Here is a 19,190-nt window from a genome sequence, read left to right on the forward strand (position 1 = left end):
CTCAAAACCGACTTGGACAAGCACCTGCTGGGCCTTGACGAAGTTAGCACGGTGGGCATTCAAGGCCGCAAGAGCTACCTCACCCAGGCGGCCGGTCTTGGCGCGTTGGAGCAGCAAGCCAAACTGGATGTGCGTGATTACCTGCTAAGCCCTGCCGAACAGCGCATGGTTGAAGACTGCTCCCGAGGCCCGACCTTTCGTCCTGGCATGTACTCGCTCAATTTCAGCTACCAGGACAAAACCGTGGAATTTGCCGGGGCCTTCGTTCTTACGAGAAAGTCCAGCCCCGTCGTGGACAACCTGACGTCGGTAGAAAACCTCGGCCAGGTCTTGTTGTTCACGCCAAACAGGGGGCTGGAGGCCTTCGACTCTCTGGTGCAGCTCGACCAGAGCCTCAAGGCGACTTTGGCGCTACCGGCGGGGCGAGCGGAGTTCTGCCGACACTTGCCTGTACGTTATCAAACGCTGGATGTCGTCGATATCTGGCCCTTGCAATTGCTGCCCATTGACGGCGAGCCACTGTTCGAACACACCTACAACGCGATTATCGACAAGCGCAGCCAGGACATCGAACTGGCATTGAGCCTGCTGGACAACCCATTGCACGAGGCAACGCAGCTCAAGTCAGCATTGGACAACGCGGTGACAGCAGCGCTGCCAGACTTGTCGTCACGCTTGGCGTTCAGGCGCCAACAGCTACTCGAGCGCAGCGTCTATAACAGCCTGCCGGATTGGTATCGCAACGCGGCTGCGACGGACCAGCAAACCCTGAGTCGTTGCATGCAGGATTACAATCAGGCCCGGGCTACCTATATCGAGCTGCTGGGGCCTGTTGCGTCGCCTCAAGCCCTGGCAAGTTTCCAGTTGACCGAGTATCTGGACGAAGCGCTGGAAATCTACGACCTGGACCCGCGTCACCTGAACATCACCACCCGACGCAACGTCGCCAATGTCGGCACCTATGAGCAGACCCGCAATCTGGTGCAATTAAGCTATGACGGGCTGCATACCGACGACGAGTTGCCCGGCTCTGATTTTTTGACCACGACCGCCCTGACCTATGCCGACGCGCCACTGCAAGGTGACCATGCCGTTCTGAGTGCGCAAAGCCTGCTCCACATCCTCCGCGAACCTGGCCTGCAACCGCGCCTGGACTATGCCGCGCTGCAAAAAAAAATGCAGGCCGAAACTGGCTACAAGCAGGCTACTCGCGACCTGTTTGATCATCGCCTGGTGTTGCTTGCCTTTGTCGCCCGGTTGCGAGGCGACCTGAGCCCGGCAGACCACAGGTTGTTCGAAACGTTGCGGGCCGGTACGAACCCGCTCCTGTGCGCACGCACCGTGCTGCTGCATGGCGCGCAACTCAAAGACCTGTGGTTATTGCGCGAGGAAGATGCCAACGGCCAAATCCGACGCTTGCTGTTGTGCACCCCCGATTCGCCACGTGAGCGACAGTTCCTGGCGTTCACCACCGAGCTCGAATGCCAGGCGCATATCATCGGTTGGGCCGATGACAACACCCGGTTAAAGGGTCGCACCATGAGCGACTACCTGTTGGAGCAATGCCCGCTGCGTTTTCGGCCGAAGATGCGCACGTTCCTCAAAGGCTTGGGCTTCAGGCCCGACGCAAAGGAACACGAGGAGGTGACATTTGGCCCTGTGTGCTCCCACACGGTATGCCTGGACGCCATGGTCATGCATGGGCAAAGCGCAGCGCAGGACGACTACGAATACAGCACCCCGCTGTGGTATCGCTCAGCCCAGGCGGCGGACCGAACCCGGTTGACCAGCCTTGCCGAAGATGCCGCAGGTGCCTTGCGCGTCTATAACGCCATGCCCGATTCAGAAGCGAACTTCATTACCTTCAATGCCTATCTGCACGATAAAGCCAAACTCAGCCTGAACACGCTGCTTGGTCGCCGTCAGAATGATATCGACCCGGATAGCGTGTTTGTGTCGGCGCCCTGGCCGTTGCTGGGCGGTGCGCCGAAGCCCATTTCCTATACCCGGCTGTACAGGGACGGTTACACGGATAACGTCGGGTTCATCGACCCGAAATTCTCCGCTTCGGCCACGTTCAGCGGGCCGGTGGGCGTGGACCTGAGCCGTTTGACCGCGCAGAACGTATCAAGGGCGGTGACGGGTGTATGGATCGGGCAACGCTACACCGACGAAGTGCGCGCCAACTTGCAAAGCGCGAGCAGTCCCGGTTACGCCAAACGGCGCGACGCCACCTTGACGATCACACAACTGCAGATGAAGTACGCCGCACTCGATGGCTGCCTGCGCGGTCATATCGCCCGAGTCGACTTGACCTGGTTGGAGCGTGCGATCGACAGCCTTGGCGACACAGCGGCGGCGACCCGCTCGACTTATCAGGTACATCGCCTGAGCATTGACGGCGATTGGGTGATAGGCAGCTACCTGTTCAGCCATGCAAGCAACCCGGTTTTGCTCTACACCCCCAACGCACCCGATGGCATCGGTTTTCGTGAAGCGAAGCTATTCAACTACTGGCTGAAAAAGGTCGACGGTGTGTCGGACTACCTGCAGGGTCGGGTGCCGGTCCCATCTCAAGTACGGATCGGAGCGTTTCTGAAGACTGCCCGCAATGGCTTGCCCGAAACGATTGACCGTACGACCCCAAGCCCGGCGCGCTATGACCGGATAACCCCGGACACCACCGTGAGCGACCCGCGCAATGATTTTTACAACATGGTGTTGCAGCGCAAAATAGACGATGTAGTTGCCACCACGGTCAATCGCACGGAGATGATCACGGGGATTCTGTGGACGTGCGTCGAATTGGTCACTGCCATCGCCACTATCCCTTTTCCCGTATTGAGCCTGGGCCTGGGTGGTTTGCTGGCGTTCAAGGACGCGATGCTCGCTATCAGTGCCTACCAACAGGGTGACACGGGCGAAGCCTTGAAACACTACATTGGCTACCTGGCCAATGTGGGCGGCGCTGTGCTGTTTGACTTTCGCCCGGCCCTTAAAGCACTGCGCGTGCGGCCGGTGACCAAGGTGCTGAAGCAGGCCACGCTGATCAATGATGTTGACCCCGGCATTGCTGCCGGAATGAAACCTGTGATGTTCGATACCGAGCAGTTCTGGATCAAAAGCACACCGGACTCCCTGGGGCGGCATCTGCTGTTTCGCCGTGACCCAGTCACCGGGCAAATGCAGTCAACCACACGTGTGGTCAACCAGAACAGCGATGGCCATTGGGTGCGCTTCACGACTCCGGGAGGCGGGCGCCATACACTACTGCGCGAAGAGGTCGACGAGTTACTGGTGCCCTACGAGATTGCACCCGAGCAAGGGAAGTACTTCAGGCGCGCGCTCGACCTTGAATATGTGCGCATCGTTACCAGCCCTCCGGACGACGCCATTGCACAGGGCATAAGTGACGGGGCCTATCTTCAGTTGAAGCCTCTACGCGACAGCTATCTCGATCAGATGAAACACCTGACTCAAGACGCGGACGCGTTTTATGCCTCGCCTCCAGCGCGCCCGGACCGTAGCGGCTTGCCGGTGCTGGCACCGGATTCCAGCCCATCTACTGCGCTTGCCACCCTGTTTCCACTCAAGAAGCGGCTGATCATTGGCGCATCCAATACCAGCGTTGCCAGTAAGCAATTACTCATCGAAAACCTGCCAGCCTTGAAAGCGCAAGGGCTCAAGCGCGTGTACGTTGAAAACCTGCCGGCCGATGTTTTCCGGACCAAACTCAAAATTATCAACGGCGAAACCCAGGGTGACGTGGCGTATGCCTTGAAACAGGTCGAGGACCATCTGGCGCGGGTAGACTCAGGCTTGGGCTGGGACGCGGACGCGCCTTTTACCTACCGTAAACTGATGCTTGAAGCCCACAAGCACAAGGTCGCGATCGACGGCGTGGACGCCTCGAGTTCTTATCATATGGAGCATGTGCTGGCGCTGTCTGAACAAGAGCGGTTTATCCCTCGCAACAGCAAACTCAGGAACTTCTATTCCCACAAAGCCCTTTCACAAAACGACCCCGATGATGGTTGGATCGCCCTGGTTGATCACACCCGCATAGGGAGCACGGACGAAGTGCCGGGGCTGGCCGATTTGCAGAATGTCATCGCCCTGCGTGTGGAGGATGTTACCCCGGGCCAGGCGGTGGGCATCTCGCCTGATACTGCCTCCGCCGCGTTGTCCCGGGGTGATTACCGGATGACCATGGCGCCGGCATCACAAGCGCTGCCGACGGCGGGTCCTTCAAGGGCGGTGCCGGCGCCCGCTGCACCGTCCCATTACAGTGAGTTCGATCTGCCCGCGTCGTTTAAAGCGCACCTGGATGAAATGGTGCACTCGCATCGTGACTTGGATACTCGCTACGGCTTTGGGATTGGGCACCTGTATGAGGCGGCGTTCAAGGGGTTCAAGAACACCCGTAATCGTTTGGAGAAGGCCGCCAAAGCCGCCTTCGCCACTTACACGCCCCCGGCACGGTCCACCTTCGTCGAGCTGGGTGCGGTGGCCAGCGAAGAGGCGTTCGTCAAGCTACTGTACAAACTCAAGCGCGGACTGATTGTTGCTGAAGCGCATGCGGATAAGGCGAGTAAACAGTTCCTGATTAAATACATGAAGCTATTGAAAGAGCAGGGTGTAAAAACCTTGTATCTGGAACACCTGCTTACCGATCTGCACCAGCTTGAACTGGACGTTTTTTATAACACGCTGAAAATGCCGGAAAATCTCAAGCGCTATCTGAGGGCGCAGGACCTCGGCCATATGGGGAGCGGTTACACGGGAAAAAACACCTACACCAAGGTCGTCAAAGCGGCGAACAAGGCGGGCATCCGCGTCCGGGCTCTCGACTGCACCGCCAGTTACCACGTCAAAGGCATGCACGACTTGAACGCCCGCCAGAGCGTGTTCAGTTACTTTGCCAATGAGGTGATCAAGGCTGATCAGGCGGCACTGGGGCCGCATAAGTGGGTCGCACTCATGGGCACCTCCCACGCCGACATCTATCAGGGCGTGCCAGGCATTGCGCAATTGCAGGATGCGGTCAGCTTGACGGTACGCGATGTCGCGCCCGACCATGCGCTGCCTCTGCACCGTGGAGGCTGGGAAATCCTCGAGCGCGGGGTCAAGACGCCCGCGGGCACGGCCATGCGCAGTGACTTCAAGGTGCATGTCGGTGTGGCCGGTACGCCGGCGCCGCGCCCGATGGTTGCAGCGGATCGTACATGGATCAGAAGTGTCGGCGATTTCCTGATCGAGCGGCCTTCAATGACCCAAGCCAATGTGCTCCATCGTTCTAACACTGGAGATATCATTTCCACGCCTGTTCAAATTGACGATAAGGGGCAGTTCTTTATTGAGCGGTGGCCACAGTTGCAAGCAAAGCGTTACCCAAGTTTGGATTTTTTGATTCATGCACTCAAGACGGATGTGCAGTTGACGGCCGTTTCCGCTTCGACCCTGCCGAGCGTGCGCCTGAAAAACATCGGTGACTTCCTGATCGAGTACGCTTCATCCACCCAAGCCAGTCTGCTTCACCGTTCCAGGACTGGAGAGATTGTTACCACCCCGATAAAAAGTGACGAGCTGGGGCAGTTGTCTATCGAGCGCTGGCCGCTGTTGCAAGGCAAGCGGTACGCAACGATAGAAGGCTTGGTGGATGCGCTCAAAAAAGAAGTGCGTTTGACCGCCGTCGCCTGATCACCGCCTCTTGAGGGGCAGCCTCTCGTGAAGGGGCTGCCACAATAAATCGTGGGCACTCCACTGGGCTGGCGTAGTCTCATGGCCAGACACCCACGCTTATCCTGCGGAGCTTCCCATGATCATCGTCCACCACCTCAACAACTCGCGCTCACAGCGCATCCTCTGGCTACTTGAGGAGCTCGGCCTGCCTTACGAGATCAAGCGCTACCAGCGCGACCCGAAAACCAACCTGGCGCCCCCGGAGCTCAAGGCCATCAACCCACTGGGGAAATCCCCGGTTATCGAAGATGGCAGCCTGGTGTTGATCGAATCCGCCGCCATCATCGACTACCTGATCCGCCGCCATGGTCAAGGCCGCCTGCAACCTGATCCTGCCTCTGCGACCTACGACAAATATGTGCAATGGCTGCATTTTGCCGAAGGCTCGGCCATGCTGCCGCTGATGCTCAACCTCTACGTCGGTCGTCTGGGTGAAGCCGGTGCGCCGTTGCACCCGCGTATCGAGTCGGAAGTGGCCAACTACCTGGGCTATCTGAATGACGTGCTGGCGGATACGCCGTATCTGGTCGGTGACGAACTGAGCGGCGCGGACATTCAGATGAGCTTTATCGGTGAAATCGCCAAGGCCCAGGGCAAGTTGCAGGCCTATCCAAACCTGGCGGCCTGGGTGCAACGCTTCCAGGCGCGACCTGCGTACCGCAAGGCGGTGGAGCAGGGCGGGGAATACGCGTTCGCCAAATAGGTCAGGCCAGAAGGCACAATTGCCCCTTGTGGCGAGGGGGGCCAGCCCGCTCGCCACGGGTCTGTGTCCCCATTCTTAAACGCTATTGCCCTCGAAGCGCTTTAACGAAAACGCCGACAGGTCCAGGTCACTCGACCCACGCATGCACCACTGCGCAAATGCCTCACCCAGCGCCGCCGAATGCTTGAAGCCATGCCCCGAGCACGGCGACACCACCAGGGTGTGCTGCAACGTGGGGTGTTCGTCGATGATGAAATCGTGGTCCGGCGTCACGGTGTAGGCACACACCGCCGCCTTGAGCACTTTGGCCGACACGCCGGTGATACGGCCCTTTACCTGCTGTTCGTACATCTCCTGGGCTTGCGCCGCCGAGACCGTGCGGTCCAGCGTTTCAGGCGTGGCCGTGGTGTGGTACTGCGCCGTGGCCAGCTTCATGCTGCCTTCGCCGGGCAACGCCGGGAACCCATAGTGGGTCTGACCTTGTTCGTGCGTGAGGATATAGGTGGGGGATTTGCCCACCAGGTCGGCCCCAGGCTCCAGCGCGAACCAGAACAGCTGTTGCCGATAAACACTCAGCAACCGGTCAAACGGCGCGCCGAGTAATTCGCCGGCCCAGTTGCCCGCACTCACCACCAGCTTGTCGGCCTGTAGCGTGCGCTGGTCGGTGGTCACCGTCACGCCGTGAACATCCGAACTGATGTGGGTCACCGTCTCGCCCTTGTACAGCGTGGCGCCGTGTTGCTCGGCCAAGGTGAGTTGCACATCAATGCAGCGCTCAGGGCGCACAAAGCCGCCGCCAGGCTCGTAATAGCCGATGGCGCTGTCCGCCACTTGGGCAAATTGCGGGAAACGCTGGCGAATCTGCGCAGCGTCCAGCCGCTCATGTTCAATGCCGTAGGTTTGCGCCAGGCCAATGGTGCGCAGGGTGAAGTCGGTTGCATCGCTGGGGTCAAAGTCATCACGAGAGGTGAGCACCAGCAACCCCGACTGCTCAAACAGCGCCTGCCCCGACAACGCCTCAAGCTCACGCCAGATAGCGTGCGAACGCCGCACAATGGGCACGTACTGCGCGCCTTCGCCCACCGATAGCCGCGTAATACGCGTATCGCCATGGCTGGAGCCAAAACTGTGGGGCGGGTGGTGGCGGTCGATGCCGGCGACTTTTACACCGGCTTTTGCCAGTTGATACACCGTGGCGGCACCCATGGCGCCCAGGCCGATGACCAGCGATTCATAGCGTTCCAAGGTTGGTACTCGTGTGTGAGGTGAGGGCGTAGTTGAGGCTAAGGCGTGGGAAAAAACAATGGGGGATAAGGCGGTAGCCTGTACCCCGTTCAGGAAACCCACAGTTGATCTTCGTCGCCCCGCAATCCCCTGTGGGAGCTGGCTTGAACTGCGATAGCCGGTTAACACGAAGTCTGTGGCAGGTGGGCTGTTGTGGCGAGCAGGCTTGTCGAATCGTCGCACCGCCTGCGTTGGGCTGCGAAGCGGCCCCAGTAAAGGCACTGCAATTTTCCTGAAAGAACTCAGCGTCTGGGTTTGGGGCCGCTTCGCAGCCCAACGCAGGACAAGCCTGCTCGCCACAGGAGAAATTGGCTGCCTTAAAACGTTGTGTAGATATCCATAGCTATCGCAGGCAAGCCAGCTCCCACATTAGCGCCGCGTCAGGCCAGGCGTGCCCGCCAATCGCCGCCATGCTGGAGGTTGCAGGCTTCTTCGCAATCAAAGCGCACGCAGCGCTCGATTTTCACCGAGGCCACTTCGGCGTCGTGCAGCGCAACAGCCGTCAGTTCGCGCATACGTTGGTCCGCGCCGCTTGCCAGGGCCAGCTCCTTATTGGCCCGCGTATCGAACACCCAAATCACCCGCAGGCTTTGCGGGAACGCAGCGTAATCAACCGTGTGAGTCAGCCACTCGAAGCCCGGGATTTCAGCCTTGGCGGTTTCGCAGGCGTCGGTCAACGTGGCGACCAGGCGGCGTTCGAGGCGGGCGGCGTCGCGTTTGGTTGGGGGCATCAAAGGTCCTGAGATTCAATAAAAGTCATCACATCATCCGGCTCGTATTCACGGATTAGCCAGTTGTTCCCATCGGTTCGAAGTGAAACTCCTTAGACCTGAATGTCACACCGCGCCTCAACAGCGTGCAGCCGCAAAGTCAGACCCGATGCGAAGCACACCACCACGTGATGGTCGGCGGGGAAGGTATCGCAGAGGTAGAACGTTTCTGTCTCGGCATCGGCCGCCACAATGCCGATGGCGTGAAGCACCGTGTCGTCTTCAATCGGGCTGTCATGGTGCCCTTCGGCCGAAAAAAAACTCACGCCATGGAACGTGACGGTGATCTCCCGAGGCTCTTCGGGCGGCACCCAGTCCTCGGTCCGCCGTGTAAACCTGAGCGACAGCGTGCGCTCAGACAGCGCGTAATGGATGTCGCTGGCGACATAGAAATTGTGCAGGTCACAGGCGCGTCCTTCGACCTCAACCTCTATATGCCCGAGTGCAAAACCATGGAATTTCATCGCGCCTGCCTATCGCTGCTGAAACGCTACTTTCAGCCCCAGCCCCATAAACAGCGTGCCGATGATTTTACCTTCCCACCGACGCAGCTTCGACAGCCCCTTGAGCCCGCGACTTAACGGGCGAATCGAGAGTGCCAGCAAACTCGTATAAACCGCGCTCAGTACCGAAAAGATCAAGCCCAGCAGCGCAAACTGCACCAGCGACGAACCCGATTCCGGGTGTACAAATTGCGGCAGGAACGCCAGGAAGAAGATCGCCGTTTTCGGGTTCAACACCTCAGCCCCAATCGCCTGGAAAAACGCCTGGCGCGGCGTCACCGCAGGCAACTCAAGCCGCGCATGCGTGCCGGTTTTGGCCATGAACGCCCGCACGCCCAGGTAGATCAAATACGCCGCGCCGGCCCACTTCACCGCATTAAACGCCGCCGCCGAAGTCATCAAAATCGCCGACAGCCCCAGTGCTGCGCACAGTGTATGAATCAAGTCGCCGCACGCCACACCCAGCCCGGTCGCAACACCAACCTTGCGCCCGCCTTGAATCGTGCGCGTGAGCACCAATAGCACGGAAGGGCCGGGGATCAGGAAAAGGCCGAGCACCACGGCGATGTAGGTGACGAGGGCGGTGAATTCAAACATGGCGGGTTATCTCGCAGATGGGCGCGGCCTACAGTAATCCTCATGTAGGCAGCCAATGCAACGCCGTTCAAGCAAACGCAGCCACCATAAACGCCTCCAACCCTTTCTCCTCCAGAATCTCGATGGAGAAATGCCCAAAACGCTTGGGTAACCAAATGATGCGCGTGCCGGACGGCGACTGCAGATCTTCCAGGGCCAATGGCCGGCCGTTTTCATCCTGTGGTTGCACACCCTCGGCCATCAACTCGGCATAGGCCACCTCAATATCCGGCGTGGTGTAGCAATGCCGATAAATCATCCCCTCACCGTGCGCGTCCAACAGCTCCCGCAAGTTGCCCGCTACCGGCTGCACCAGCATAAAACGCTCCAGGCCCATCAACGCCACCGCATACCGCACATGCAGCCCGCCGCGATCCCACACCAGGGTGTTGGAGATTTTGGCCTTGAGGATCTTGGCGTAATAAGCGCAGGTTTCTTCAAGGTTCTCGACCAGTACGTCGACGTGGCTGAATTTCAGCTCCATTACAGGCCCTCTTGGCGGGTGTGGATTCAGGCGACAGTAGCCGATTTACAACTGTTAACGAATTGAAAGTCGCGTTCGATATAGGCTTCGAACAGTCCTAACCCCTGTTCGCCGAGCCCTCAACCATGAAATTGCCCGCCATCGCTGCCGCATTTTTTGTACTCGCCACCCTGCAATCACCCTGGGCACAGGCCGCAACGCCCATCACCCACGTCGCCATCTACCGAGGCCCGGCGGGCTGTGATGACTGTTCCGAGAACGTCAAAAACGCCTTGCTGCGGCTCAGCCCCAACTATCAGATCGACTTTGTAGGCGCGGATGAAGCCATCGACATCACCCCGCAAAACCTTGCACGCTATGACCTCTATGTTCAGCCGGGCGGCGGGCAGGATATTCCGGCTGCGCTCGACAGCTTCGGTGATGCACGCGTGGGCGCCATTCGAGACTACGTGGCCAAGGGCGGGCGCTACCTGGGGTTATGCATGGGTGCTTATCTTGCCGATAACAGCAACTTCGGGTTGATACCCCAGGACCTCGACTCCGAAGCCGGGCGACCGGGGTTTGAAGTGCGCGGGATTGAAGACGCGGCGGTGCGAGTGGTGTGGGATGGCAAGCCGGACAGTGTGTTCTATCAGGATGGGCCGTACTTTCCCAAGGTTAAGGGGCACGCGCCGTATACGGTGATCGCGACTTATCGCAATGGCGATGTGGCGGCGGCGCGGTATCGGTATGAGAAAGGTGTGGTGGTGCTGAGCGGGCCGCATCCGGAGGCGGGGAAGGCGTGGTTTGAGAATGCGGGGATTGCGGTGAGTGAGATGCCGCGGGGGGAGTTGTTTGGGGTGTTGGTGGGGCGGGTTGGGGAATGATTCGGTAGCTGGCTGTTGGAAAGGTCAGCTTTCGGCCAGAAGCGGTCATTAGAGTCGGAGAAAAAAATCCCCTCGTAAGTTCGGATCCGTCCCAAATTTTCTCGAAGACGAAAAGTGTTTTCATCTATCATTGCAGGCGCTAGCCGCGCACAGGACTTATCATGCACGTCCTAGAAAATGCTTCGCTCGTCTACATTTAAATGGCTCGGAGGTAATCGTCGGCAGTGTTCAAGAAAATAAACGTATGGCTGTTCAGCTATCTCGCAATCGTATTGCTGTTCAGTGTGGTGTACTACTGCATCTGGGGCGCCCGGCCAGACAGTTTTATCATTAACAGTGAACTGAACCTGAACCCACTGTCGGATATTCCGTTGCTTTCCTGGCAGGAGATGGATACTGACGCCACGACCAGTGCTCCTAACTTGAGTGAGATCAGTGCAAAGCTGGCAGGCATCAAAGCCGTAATCAACGAACTCGACCTCAAGGTAAGGTCCTTGGACCAGCAAGTCGACTCTGGTCGCGCAGAGCTCGCCGAGGTCGGCAGGCGCAATCAAACTATCACCATGGCAAATGGCGAGAGTTATCGGCAGGACATTACCGCAGAGGCAAGCCGAAGTGTTGTTGATGCCGAGCGAGTCTTGAGGGCGTTCTCGGAGCGTGGCTCGTCAGAACGAGATTATGGTGTCGCTGAAGCGAACCTGAGGGTGAAGCTTGCAGAGATGCGGGTCGTTCAGGCTGAACAAATGGCCGAGGCTTACCGTTATTTCATCAGCAACATCGGGCAGTTTGGAGATCCCCAGCTTATGGCACAGATGGATCAACTGCATGACAAGACCCAAGCACAGGCCCGTGAGCGTGAACAGGCTTGGGAGCTACTTAGTCAGAAGCGTACAGAGCTCATCGACGTTGCCAAGACCTGGCGCAAGCAGCGCCTAGACGCCGTATCATGGTTAGATTTCCTCTTTTTCAGTATCGGTATTTCCACGACAACTACGTATGGTGATGTGGTCGGCAATTCAAGGTTGGTGCGTAGTCTGATTGCGACACAGCTGCTGATATGCGTGTTCGTGATGGCAGGCTTCGTGTCGTCGGTGGTATCCAGGTCTGGACGGCGGGATGGTGACACGTCGCTTAATCCCGATCCGGACATAAGTGGGTCCTAGGGGGGCTCTCGTCATTTAAAAGAAAAGAACGTGCGGTCTTTTCATTTGAATGGTGGACCTCCCTGGCGTTGAATCGGGCACCAATGAATTATGCATACCACTTCTGCCTTCGCTATCACTTTCTCCAATGGCGCTCGTACCTGAGTTGAGGCGTGTTGAAAAAACCGACTGTTTTCAACAGAATCGGCCGAAAGCGGTCAATCATGAGCGGCTGCTTCTAGGAGATAGCAGTGTGTCACGAAGGGCAGCACCCGGACAAAAACAGACGTTAGAAAGGGACCTATTCCAGATTTGACCGTAGACATACTGCCGAAGGCTTCGTAAGATCTGTTCAGATTTTGTCGCATTAGCCGCCGCCCGCGTCGCGTTCTATTGTTGAAATCTATTTATTTAAGGGGGTACACGTAGGCATGGAGTTCTATACGCCATGTTCACCACGCGCCCCATAATTATTTGCCTGTACTCCCACTCTGGAACTAACGAATCATGGGAAGAGACGTTACTTTGTACCCGAAGAAGGCATCCAAAAAGGAACTTAGTGAGTACTTAGAAAGTCTTGATTTTGTGAAATGCGGCCATTTTTGGGATTGGCCCAAGGGAACAATTAATTATTCATGGTTTGACAATCAGGACTTTAAGTCTATCGATGGCGTTTCGGCAGACATATATCCGATATCAATAGAAGAGAGAAAAATTACAGAAAACGGTTGGGCACTGCATGTGAGAAATCTATACAGTGCAAGCTGGCACGACGTCGCAATGCTAAACGAAGTTCTTAGAGGCGCGAGAAAAAGGTTTGGCGGGACAATAAGGGGCGACTACGGAACAAACAAATATGCGCCATTATGGGAAGACACAAGCACTCCAATGAGTAGAGGAATATCCGGAATATATCAACATGTCATCCAGCAAATATCATCAGTAAAGTATGCGATCCCCGCTCCTTCGATAACCCCCCTAAAACAAACGGGTCATAAATTTGACGAATTCGCTGAACTCGCAAACAGTATGGATCCTAGTCGGATAATTTACAACGGGTTAGTACCATTCGCAGTTGCGATGTTTGAATATTTTTTCTCACAAGCCTTTCAAGTCTTAATTGCTTATGACAAACAGGCTTTGAAAAAAAGAGAAACCCACAAGGCAAAAATTGACTTCACTACAGTCCTAAGTTTGCAAAAAAGCAAACAAAGCATTGAAAGCATAATAGCGGAAAGCTACACCTTTCAAAATCTTGAGCAATTAAACAAAGCTTACAAAGAGTGGCTAAATATTGACGTAAGAAGTATCTTCTTCAAAAAGAAGCGAATCGGACAATCTATAACTTTTCTTGAAAATAGAATTTCAGAAATAATTCAGTATCGCCACGGCATCGTCCATCACTTTGCAATAGACAGGAGCCTAACCAAAGAGGCATACATTCATATTTTAGAGGCAATCTCACTAGCCATTGAAGAGTTCATCTCCCACATAGAAAACAAGTACAACATAAAAGTTCAGAAAATTTAATAATTCATACAATATCGATAGGCACAGCCACTTAGCTCACTCATTCGAAGGGGTTACTGGATTGCTCGCTTGATATTTTATAGGTTCGTGTTCACCTTGTGTCGAAAATGGCCTTTCAGTGTCTGAAGATAAGTCTAATTAGCAGAAAACCTGATGATGGAGAATATAAAACGCGTTACCTAGCTTCCTGGCGGGGTCTGTTTATGCGGCCAAAAACGCCAACGTCTTTTTTGCTCTTTTGGGGCTTTTTTGAAGCCGGATGTCCAAGATTCATAACCTTCGGCCGATGGAATCAAACCCGCCTTACGAGCCTCTGTTAAGTCGATCCGATTTACATTAGGTGTCTTGCCTCCCAACCTCCTGCTGCGAAACTGCTCCACAATCAACTCCGCATGTTCGTGTAGATCCGCACATAACTCGCTACTGAAAAATATGACGTCATTAGTGTAAGAACTGATACCTTTAATTGAATCGCCATACTCCTCATTGGTCACTCCATCTCCGTAAGGTAAGCCAAAGCAAAAGTGCTCTTTTCTAGCGCCAACTGGAAAGTCGTCTTTTTTAAATTGTTTTATTAATTCGTTTCTGCGCTTTAGTGAACAATTTAAGTTTATGACTGCATCAGTAAGTGCCGTCACAGCGGCCAGTGCCCTACCAGCAGTGGAAATCCTACTTAAAACAATTTCCTGCAAGTGAATTACGGGCGGTGCAATTTCCTGCAATTCTAAAAAATTTATTTTTGGTACTTCCGACTGTGTTCCACCTGCTTTCATCTTGGCAACTTCTTCATGACATTTTGCTCGCTGCTCTACATAATCTTCTACAAGAGCCTTAACGTGCTGCCTTTTGAGACCTGCGCCAAGATTCATAACCCCCAAAGCGAGTACAATCGCTGCGTTAGTGTCACGAATCTCTTTAGTCAATTGTTCTCGAAATTTATTTCTCTCGGAGATGTATCCGGCTGCCCAAGCACCGATTCCAGCACCAGCCAGAGCACCCACAATAGTAGTGAATAAGGCGCCAAAATCGACTGACCAACCAAGATCCGGAAAAAGTGGTGCTGTACGCCAAAAAACCCCCGATATTGGCACCCATAGATCTGTCATTGCGTTTCCTCCCGCTCGCTGCTTCGATTAGTTCGTGGATATAGAGTGCGATCATAGCGGTACGCAATAGCTATGAACAATCAGACAGCCCGAATCGGGATAAACCACAACAAATTTTACGGCGGGCAATAATATTTGCACGAAGGCTCCATTCGATCAAAAGCTGCCACCCAGCAGCCACAAATTGAGCACTGCTCGCAACGAGCTTTGACCGCCCTCCATTCGCGTAAGTTAGTGAGCAGACTCTATAAGAGTTCCAGAAGCATAGGCATTCAGATCGGATAGCTGACAATCGACTGACTACTGTCTAGTAGAATCATCTGGTCCCCCATCAGCCCCGCATTGGGAAAAGCAGCGTAAGGCAGGTGTCCTGAATCGAGTTTCACGTAAATTGTGTCGTCAGTGGGCTTCATAGGCGTTGCACCAGAGGGATAGATTCCTTTTTCTTTTTCTGTGATCAAAAATGCCAGCGGGAAAAATGAAAGAAGGCTTAGGGTTGCAATGTGTCCTTGGTTTTTGCAAGTAAACATTTTTATGCTCATGTGCCTACGGTACGGATAGAACCAGACATAGAAATCATGGGTATCATCGGCGGCACTATCGTCCCCCATGACAAATTTTTGTAACGGAGCGTAGTAGGGAACAGGAACAGGCTTTTGCAGGCATTCCTTTACAGTGGTTGCTGAGAGGACGTGTCCAACCATAGCGCGGCAAAAACTTATTCCATCAAATGGCATATGAACATGATTAACCGGGCTGTCTGCCCTCAAAAAATATTGTTTGATCTTCTCTGATAAAGCTTTGTAAACCCTCCCCACTTCTTGGTCATTAGTACCAAGATGTGAGCTATTACAATTTCTACAAATGGTTCTGAACTTACTTCCGTTAGAAGACTTCAAGCCAATGACAGGATCAGAATTAATGCCCATAACCTCAGTCAGGTGAGCCTGTTCAATTTTGGTAATCGTGATACTGCCTTTGGGCGGGACATGGTCCCAACTGAGAGGGCCAAAGGTTCCGCAGATCAGGCAGTAGCCCTCCCTGAGCTGTGTGTGATGACGGCGCTCTGTGAGTCCTTCAGTATAGTTGCCCATTACTGCATCCTTCGCGCAAGGTAGACGCATGGATCTTAACAGACTGGCACTGACTCACCCTTCGTTGAATAGACGCCTTCAGCGTCTGCTCTTGGCCGATAGCAGACGTTCAGGACTAGCCCGCTAGCCGGTACGATTGCCGGTTAAAATGGAGCGGTTCCGGTTGGTGAAAACCACGCTCACAACTCACAGTCTCTGCCGCGTTGCAGTCATCCATATGCCCCATGACCTCACCTACAGGGCGACTAGTTTCAGAGTGCTACCAACGTTGCCGATGCGCAGTTTCTTGAAATTGCTCGAGCCTAGGCTGAACGGTACCTGAAACTGGTATTATCGACCCTGACCTGCCTTTCTAGCAGTAATCAGAGCTGCATCGAATCAGTAAAAAGCAAAGTACGCGCGGCTGTCACAAATGCAAGGTAGCCAAAAGAGAGGGATGCCGGTTTGATCGCACGGTGGAGTGCGCATGCAAAGCACTCGTTTTCTTGAGTTGCGGGGGCGCATTGAGTCTTCGGCGGCACGATGGGTATCTCGTTCGGTTTAAGATAGGGATAGGTGCTTCGTAGCACCTCCCTAAGAATTGATTGTCTGGCTCTGCCATCGCTCTAGGACTGATTTTAATGTTAGTGAATATATTTCTCGTCAAATTCGAGCTTGATTCGAATTCAGCATATGTTGACGGTATGTCGGATTTGATTGAATCCGTGAGCGTACCGCCAGATATCTTCCGTAGACTTGTTGCGGGAGAAGATGGTGTCAAGTCTTCACAACTGCAGGTGTTCGAGGACGAAAGCATGAGCGCGAGCTTTCAAATTGGATGCTACTTGCCCGCCGATGTATCTAGGCTGAGGGCGCGCCTGCGGGAGATGTTCTTGGCCAAGGTTCGTGACTCGGCTGCTGCGGTTGGTTCTGCTTCCGTCAACCAGATTGACGTTAAGTTGCTGGAGGAGATGCTAGGTGAATTCAAAGTTCTCATGAGTCTGGACGCACTACTCACGCGAAAATTGGAAGGCTTTCGCGATGACGATAGCATGGTGGTGAGGGCAGATATCAATGAGTGACAATAAAGCGAAAGACGGAGAACACGGCGCACTGGCACTTCTCGCATTAGCAGCGCTTAAAGATAACCGTCTTGAGGTCATGCGCTATTAGGAAACGAATGTGCCAGACATGGGACAAGACATTTTTTTGACTGCATCTAATGACTGGGTGCAACAAACAGGGAAGCTAGCTATTCCTAACTATCAACCGCCAGAAAAATTCAGCGCACTGCCTGGAAGTTCAGTACGCAGGGTGCGGATTGATGTTAAAACGTCTGAAGTAATTGATAAAACACTTGCTCAGAAGGCTGGTGCAGATATAAAGAAGCATCCCAATACCGATACACATATTCTTTTTGGCGGTAGACTTACACCCGCAGGCCAAAAGGCGCTTGATCAAGTGAGAAGTGATTATCCCTCCAAAGAGGTATTGCACGTCAATGACGACGGAATTAGAGCATTGGCGGCTGAAGTGGGCATGCCGATCGAAAGGCTTTTCCCCTACCTTAAAGACGAAACAAAAGACAAATGACCTGAGATCGATTGGGTTGTAAATCCGCATATCGATTTCGAGTCACCAAATTACTGTCGAAGACTGGGATTCCAAGCTTGAGGGCTTAGGCGTAGGCAGAATACCCTGAAGCTGTCGTTCATGACCGGCTGGAGTTGGCCGATTGCTGCTCGCCGCTAAGAGCAGCTGTCGACCCAAAGCTGCCTCTGGTGAACGGCAGCAGTCGGCCAAAAGCAGACGTTCGAATCTAAGGTAATGCGATAAAGAGAAAAAAGAATGACTGCACTTCTGATCAGTAACGCAGCAACCCAGCCTGGGCCTGGCTGGACGTTTGACCCTGATCGCATGATCCGAATAGCCAATTGTCACTCGATCATCGAAGTACTTCGCCACATCAAACACAGTGGGCCGGAATGGGCGCATCGTAACGTCCACATATGCTTTCCCGGCCCATCAAATGCTTGGGCTCTGGTGTACCCGCTTCAGAATGCCAGTGCCCCGTACTTTGACTTCATGTATACCCATAAAGAGCCGCCTCAGGAAGCGCTGTCCGCACTGCTAGGGAAGTATCAACAGTGTTCCGTCATCGACTGGTCACCCGGGCGCCTGGCCTGCATCGAAGCTCAGGGGGTGGATGTTGAGACGCTCGCTGAAATTGTCCGGGATCTAGCTGAAGCTGCTTGGGATGAGCACATCACGTTCGTCGATGCTTCGTACGAGGAAATGGGTAGAGCATGACCCAAGAGCGGACAGTCGACCTGCTTCCCAGGCGCGTGTGCAAAGACCAGGTCTTGGGCAACAATCGGCCAGAGGCTGATGCTCGCCCGAGCCTCCTCCGCAATAGGACGATTAGACTGGGATGAAGCCATAACAAATGGAAGTGTGATCTGCTTCCAAAATGAGAACCGTTTCAGACCTATGATTTTCAATATCCGGTATGAACAGAGCACGGAATAATGATAAGTGATTCAAATTTGGCCGAAATGGTTCCTTCCGCGCTTACGGGTGTGACTGTCGGGATCGGTTCGCAAATCCTGCTTTTTGGTGATAAGGCTAGCGTGTTAATTCAGTGTCCATTCGCCTGCGATATCGATAGGGTACGCACGTGGGGGCATGGTGAAGACGCTTCCACTAGTACTTTGCTTTTTGACTTTTTGAACCTCGATGTGGAGGAATTTTCAATTGATGATTTTGGGGTATTAACCATCATCTTCAGTACGAAAATGAACTTGAAAATTTTTCCTGAGAAAAATGGATTGGAGTCTTATGTCGTGAGTACGCGGCGCGATGTATTTCCGATCTTGGTGTGGTAGAAGGGTGCGGTTTTCGCGTCCACTGAGCGAGGGCATGAAATGTCAACATACACGATCCAGGCTGTGATATGGACCCTGTGCGTAGTAGCGCTTTGGATTTCGTACTGGAACTACTCACGCTACATCGACGCGAAGCGGGACCCGGAAAAATCTAGGCAAAGTCTGCAAACCGCCCTGTACGTGAGCAACGACGGTAGTATTGGACACGCAGAGTTCGAGAAGATTGAGAGCTCCCATTACAGTCCTTACCTGAAGTGTTTCAGAGTTGCGATTTTCTCAAGTCTGATTTTTGGGGTAGCGGGTTTGACTCTCCTAATCGCTTAGTCACGAATAACATCTCGAACCTTGGAAATGAACGCTGCGCACCATCGGCCCTTGATTGGGCCTTTTGTAATACCAGGTAGTGGGTTTCGCACTCGTAAAAACTGAATCGCCACGAGTATCGTAGACTCATTTAAGAGGCTGC

At 54.3% G+C, this 19,190-nt stretch carries 16 protein-coding genes; 9 read left to right on the forward strand and 7 right to left on the reverse strand.

Features of this window, described 5'->3' with window-relative positions; genetic code table 11:
• The first annotated feature begins 243 nt into the window (after positions 1-243).
• Both HX790_RS20940 and HX790_RS20945 read left to right on the forward strand, forming a co-directional pair.
• Entirely contained in the window at positions 244-5,700 is a 5,457-nt protein-coding gene (locus HX790_RS20940) for a membrane-targeted effector domain-containing toxin (RefSeq protein WP_176992054.1), read from the forward strand.
• Positions 5,701-5,818: 118 nt separating this feature from the next.
• A complete protein-coding gene (locus HX790_RS20945; protein ID WP_017136952.1) occupies positions 5,819-6,445 on the forward strand; it encodes a glutathione S-transferase family protein in 627 nt (208 codons plus the stop codon).
• Between the two features lie 75 nt (positions 6,446-6,520).
• Here HX790_RS20945 and solA read toward each other — a convergent pair whose 3' ends face one another.
• The 5 genes from solA to HX790_RS20970 all read right to left on the reverse strand — a co-directional run bounded on the left by solA (position 6,521) and on the right by HX790_RS20970 (position 10,122).
• Positions 6,521-7,690 carry an N-methyl-L-tryptophan oxidase gene (gene solA / locus HX790_RS20950; RefSeq protein ID WP_099548973.1) on the reverse strand — a complete coding sequence of 390 codons (1,170 nt, stop codon included), beginning with the start codon at positions 7,688-7,690 and terminating at the stop codon, positions 6,521-6,523.
• Positions 7,691-8,109: 419 nt separating this feature from the next.
• Complete coding sequence (locus HX790_RS20955; RefSeq protein ID WP_176992055.1) at positions 8,110-8,460, reverse strand: hypothetical protein; 351 nt, start codon at positions 8,458-8,460, stop codon at positions 8,110-8,112.
• Between the two features lie 92 nt (positions 8,461-8,552).
• Positions 8,553-8,963, reverse strand: a complete 411-nt coding sequence (locus tag HX790_RS20960; protein WP_176992056.1) for a hypothetical protein — start codon at positions 8,961-8,963, stop codon at positions 8,553-8,555.
• Between the two features lie 9 nt (positions 8,964-8,972).
• The gene (locus tag HX790_RS20965; RefSeq protein WP_176992057.1) at positions 8,973-9,599 is read right to left on the reverse strand and encodes a LysE family translocator; all 627 of its coding nucleotides are present in this window, start codon (positions 9,597-9,599) and stop codon (positions 8,973-8,975) included.
• Positions 9,600-9,666: 67 nt separating this feature from the next.
• Complete coding sequence (locus tag HX790_RS20970) at positions 9,667-10,122, reverse strand: VOC family protein (RefSeq protein ID WP_176992058.1); 456 nt, start codon at positions 10,120-10,122, stop codon at positions 9,667-9,669.
• Between the two features lie 125 nt (positions 10,123-10,247).
• Between HX790_RS20970 and HX790_RS20975 the strand changes: the two genes are divergently transcribed.
• From HX790_RS20975 to HX790_RS20985, 3 genes are all read left to right on the forward strand, one after another.
• Positions 10,248-10,988 (forward strand): BPL-N domain-containing protein, encoded by a 741-nt coding sequence (locus HX790_RS20975; RefSeq protein ID WP_176992059.1) that lies wholly within the window; start codon positions 10,248-10,250, stop codon positions 10,986-10,988.
• Positions 10,989-11,212: 224 nt separating this feature from the next.
• Complete coding sequence (locus tag HX790_RS29895) at positions 11,213-12,151, forward strand: two pore domain potassium channel family protein (RefSeq protein WP_176992060.1); 939 nt, start codon at positions 11,213-11,215, stop codon at positions 12,149-12,151.
• A gap of 486 nt (positions 12,152-12,637) precedes the next feature.
• Positions 12,638-13,660 carry a HEPN domain-containing protein gene (locus tag HX790_RS20985; protein ID WP_176992061.1) on the forward strand — a complete coding sequence of 341 codons (1,023 nt, stop codon included), beginning with the start codon at positions 12,638-12,640 and terminating at the stop codon, positions 13,658-13,660.
• A gap of 179 nt (positions 13,661-13,839) precedes the next feature.
• Here the strand turns inward: HX790_RS20985 and HX790_RS20990 are convergent, their stop codons facing one another.
• Positions 13,840-14,766, reverse strand: a complete 927-nt coding sequence (locus HX790_RS20990; protein WP_176992062.1) for a hypothetical protein — start codon at positions 14,764-14,766, stop codon at positions 13,840-13,842.
• A gap of 272 nt (positions 14,767-15,038) precedes the next feature.
• Positions 15,039-15,860: a metal-binding protein gene (locus HX790_RS20995; RefSeq protein WP_176992063.1), complete on the reverse strand. Its 822-nt coding sequence runs from the start codon at positions 15,858-15,860 to the stop codon at positions 15,039-15,041.
• 620 nt (positions 15,861-16,480) lie between these two features.
• Between HX790_RS20995 and HX790_RS21000 the strand changes: the two genes are divergently transcribed.
• The 4 genes from HX790_RS21000 to HX790_RS21015 all read left to right on the forward strand — a co-directional run bounded on the left by HX790_RS21000 (position 16,481) and on the right by HX790_RS21015 (position 18,724).
• Positions 16,481-16,921 carry a hypothetical protein gene (locus tag HX790_RS21000; protein ID WP_176992064.1) on the forward strand — a complete coding sequence of 147 codons (441 nt, stop codon included), beginning with the start codon at positions 16,481-16,483 and terminating at the stop codon, positions 16,919-16,921.
• A 109-nt stretch (positions 16,922-17,030) separates the two neighbouring features.
• Positions 17,031-17,432, forward strand: a complete 402-nt coding sequence (locus HX790_RS21005; RefSeq protein ID WP_176992065.1) for a hypothetical protein — start codon at positions 17,031-17,033, stop codon at positions 17,430-17,432.
• Positions 17,433-17,687: 255 nt separating this feature from the next.
• A complete protein-coding gene (locus tag HX790_RS21010) occupies positions 17,688-18,149 on the forward strand; it encodes a hypothetical protein (protein ID WP_176992066.1) in 462 nt (153 codons plus the stop codon).
• A gap of 218 nt (positions 18,150-18,367) precedes the next feature.
• Positions 18,368-18,724, forward strand: a complete 357-nt coding sequence (locus HX790_RS21015; protein WP_176992067.1) for a hypothetical protein — start codon at positions 18,368-18,370, stop codon at positions 18,722-18,724.
• Positions 18,725-19,190 lie beyond the last annotated feature (466 nt).

This window comes from Pseudomonas sp. IPO3747, from assembly GCF_013385245.1.
GTDB classification, from domain to species: Bacteria; Pseudomonadota; Gammaproteobacteria; order Pseudomonadales; family Pseudomonadaceae; genus Aquipseudomonas; species Aquipseudomonas edaphica.

Bases quoted from the DNA above. Each gene is read 5' to 3' on its own strand.
- HX790_RS20945 (WP_017136952.1), top strand. From the start codon at position 5,819: ATGATCATCGTCCACCACCTCAACAACTCGCGCTCACAGCGCATCCTC.
- HX790_RS20955 (WP_176992055.1), bottom strand. From the start codon at position 8,460: ATGCCCCCAACCAAACGCGACGCCGCCCGCCTCGAACGCCGCCTGGTC.
- HX790_RS20960 (WP_176992056.1), bottom strand. From the start codon at position 8,963: ATGAAATTCCATGGTTTTGCACTCGGGCATATAGAGGTTGAGGTCGAA.
- HX790_RS20965 (WP_176992057.1), bottom strand. From the start codon at position 9,599: ATGTTTGAATTCACCGCCCTCGTCACCTACATCGCCGTGGTGCTCGGC.
- HX790_RS20970 (WP_176992058.1), bottom strand. From the start codon at position 10,122: ATGGAGCTGAAATTCAGCCACGTCGACGTACTGGTCGAGAACCTTGAA.
- HX790_RS20975 (WP_176992059.1), top strand. From the start codon at position 10,248: ATGAAATTGCCCGCCATCGCTGCCGCATTTTTTGTACTCGCCACCCTG.
- HX790_RS20985 (WP_176992061.1), top strand. From the start codon at position 12,638: ATGGGAAGAGACGTTACTTTGTACCCGAAGAAGGCATCCAAAAAGGAA.
- HX790_RS20990 (WP_176992062.1), bottom strand. From the start codon at position 14,766: ATGACAGATCTATGGGTGCCAATATCGGGGGTTTTTTGGCGTACAGCA.
- HX790_RS20995 (WP_176992063.1), bottom strand. From the start codon at position 15,860: ATGGGCAACTATACTGAAGGACTCACAGAGCGCCGTCATCACACACAG.
- HX790_RS21000 (WP_176992064.1), top strand. From the start codon at position 16,481: ATGTTAGTGAATATATTTCTCGTCAAATTCGAGCTTGATTCGAATTCA.
- HX790_RS21005 (WP_176992065.1), top strand. From the start codon at position 17,031: ATGGGACAAGACATTTTTTTGACTGCATCTAATGACTGGGTGCAACAA.
- HX790_RS21010 (WP_176992066.1), top strand. From the start codon at position 17,688: ATGACTGCACTTCTGATCAGTAACGCAGCAACCCAGCCTGGGCCTGGC.
- HX790_RS21015 (WP_176992067.1), top strand. From the start codon at position 18,368: ATGATAAGTGATTCAAATTTGGCCGAAATGGTTCCTTCCGCGCTTACG.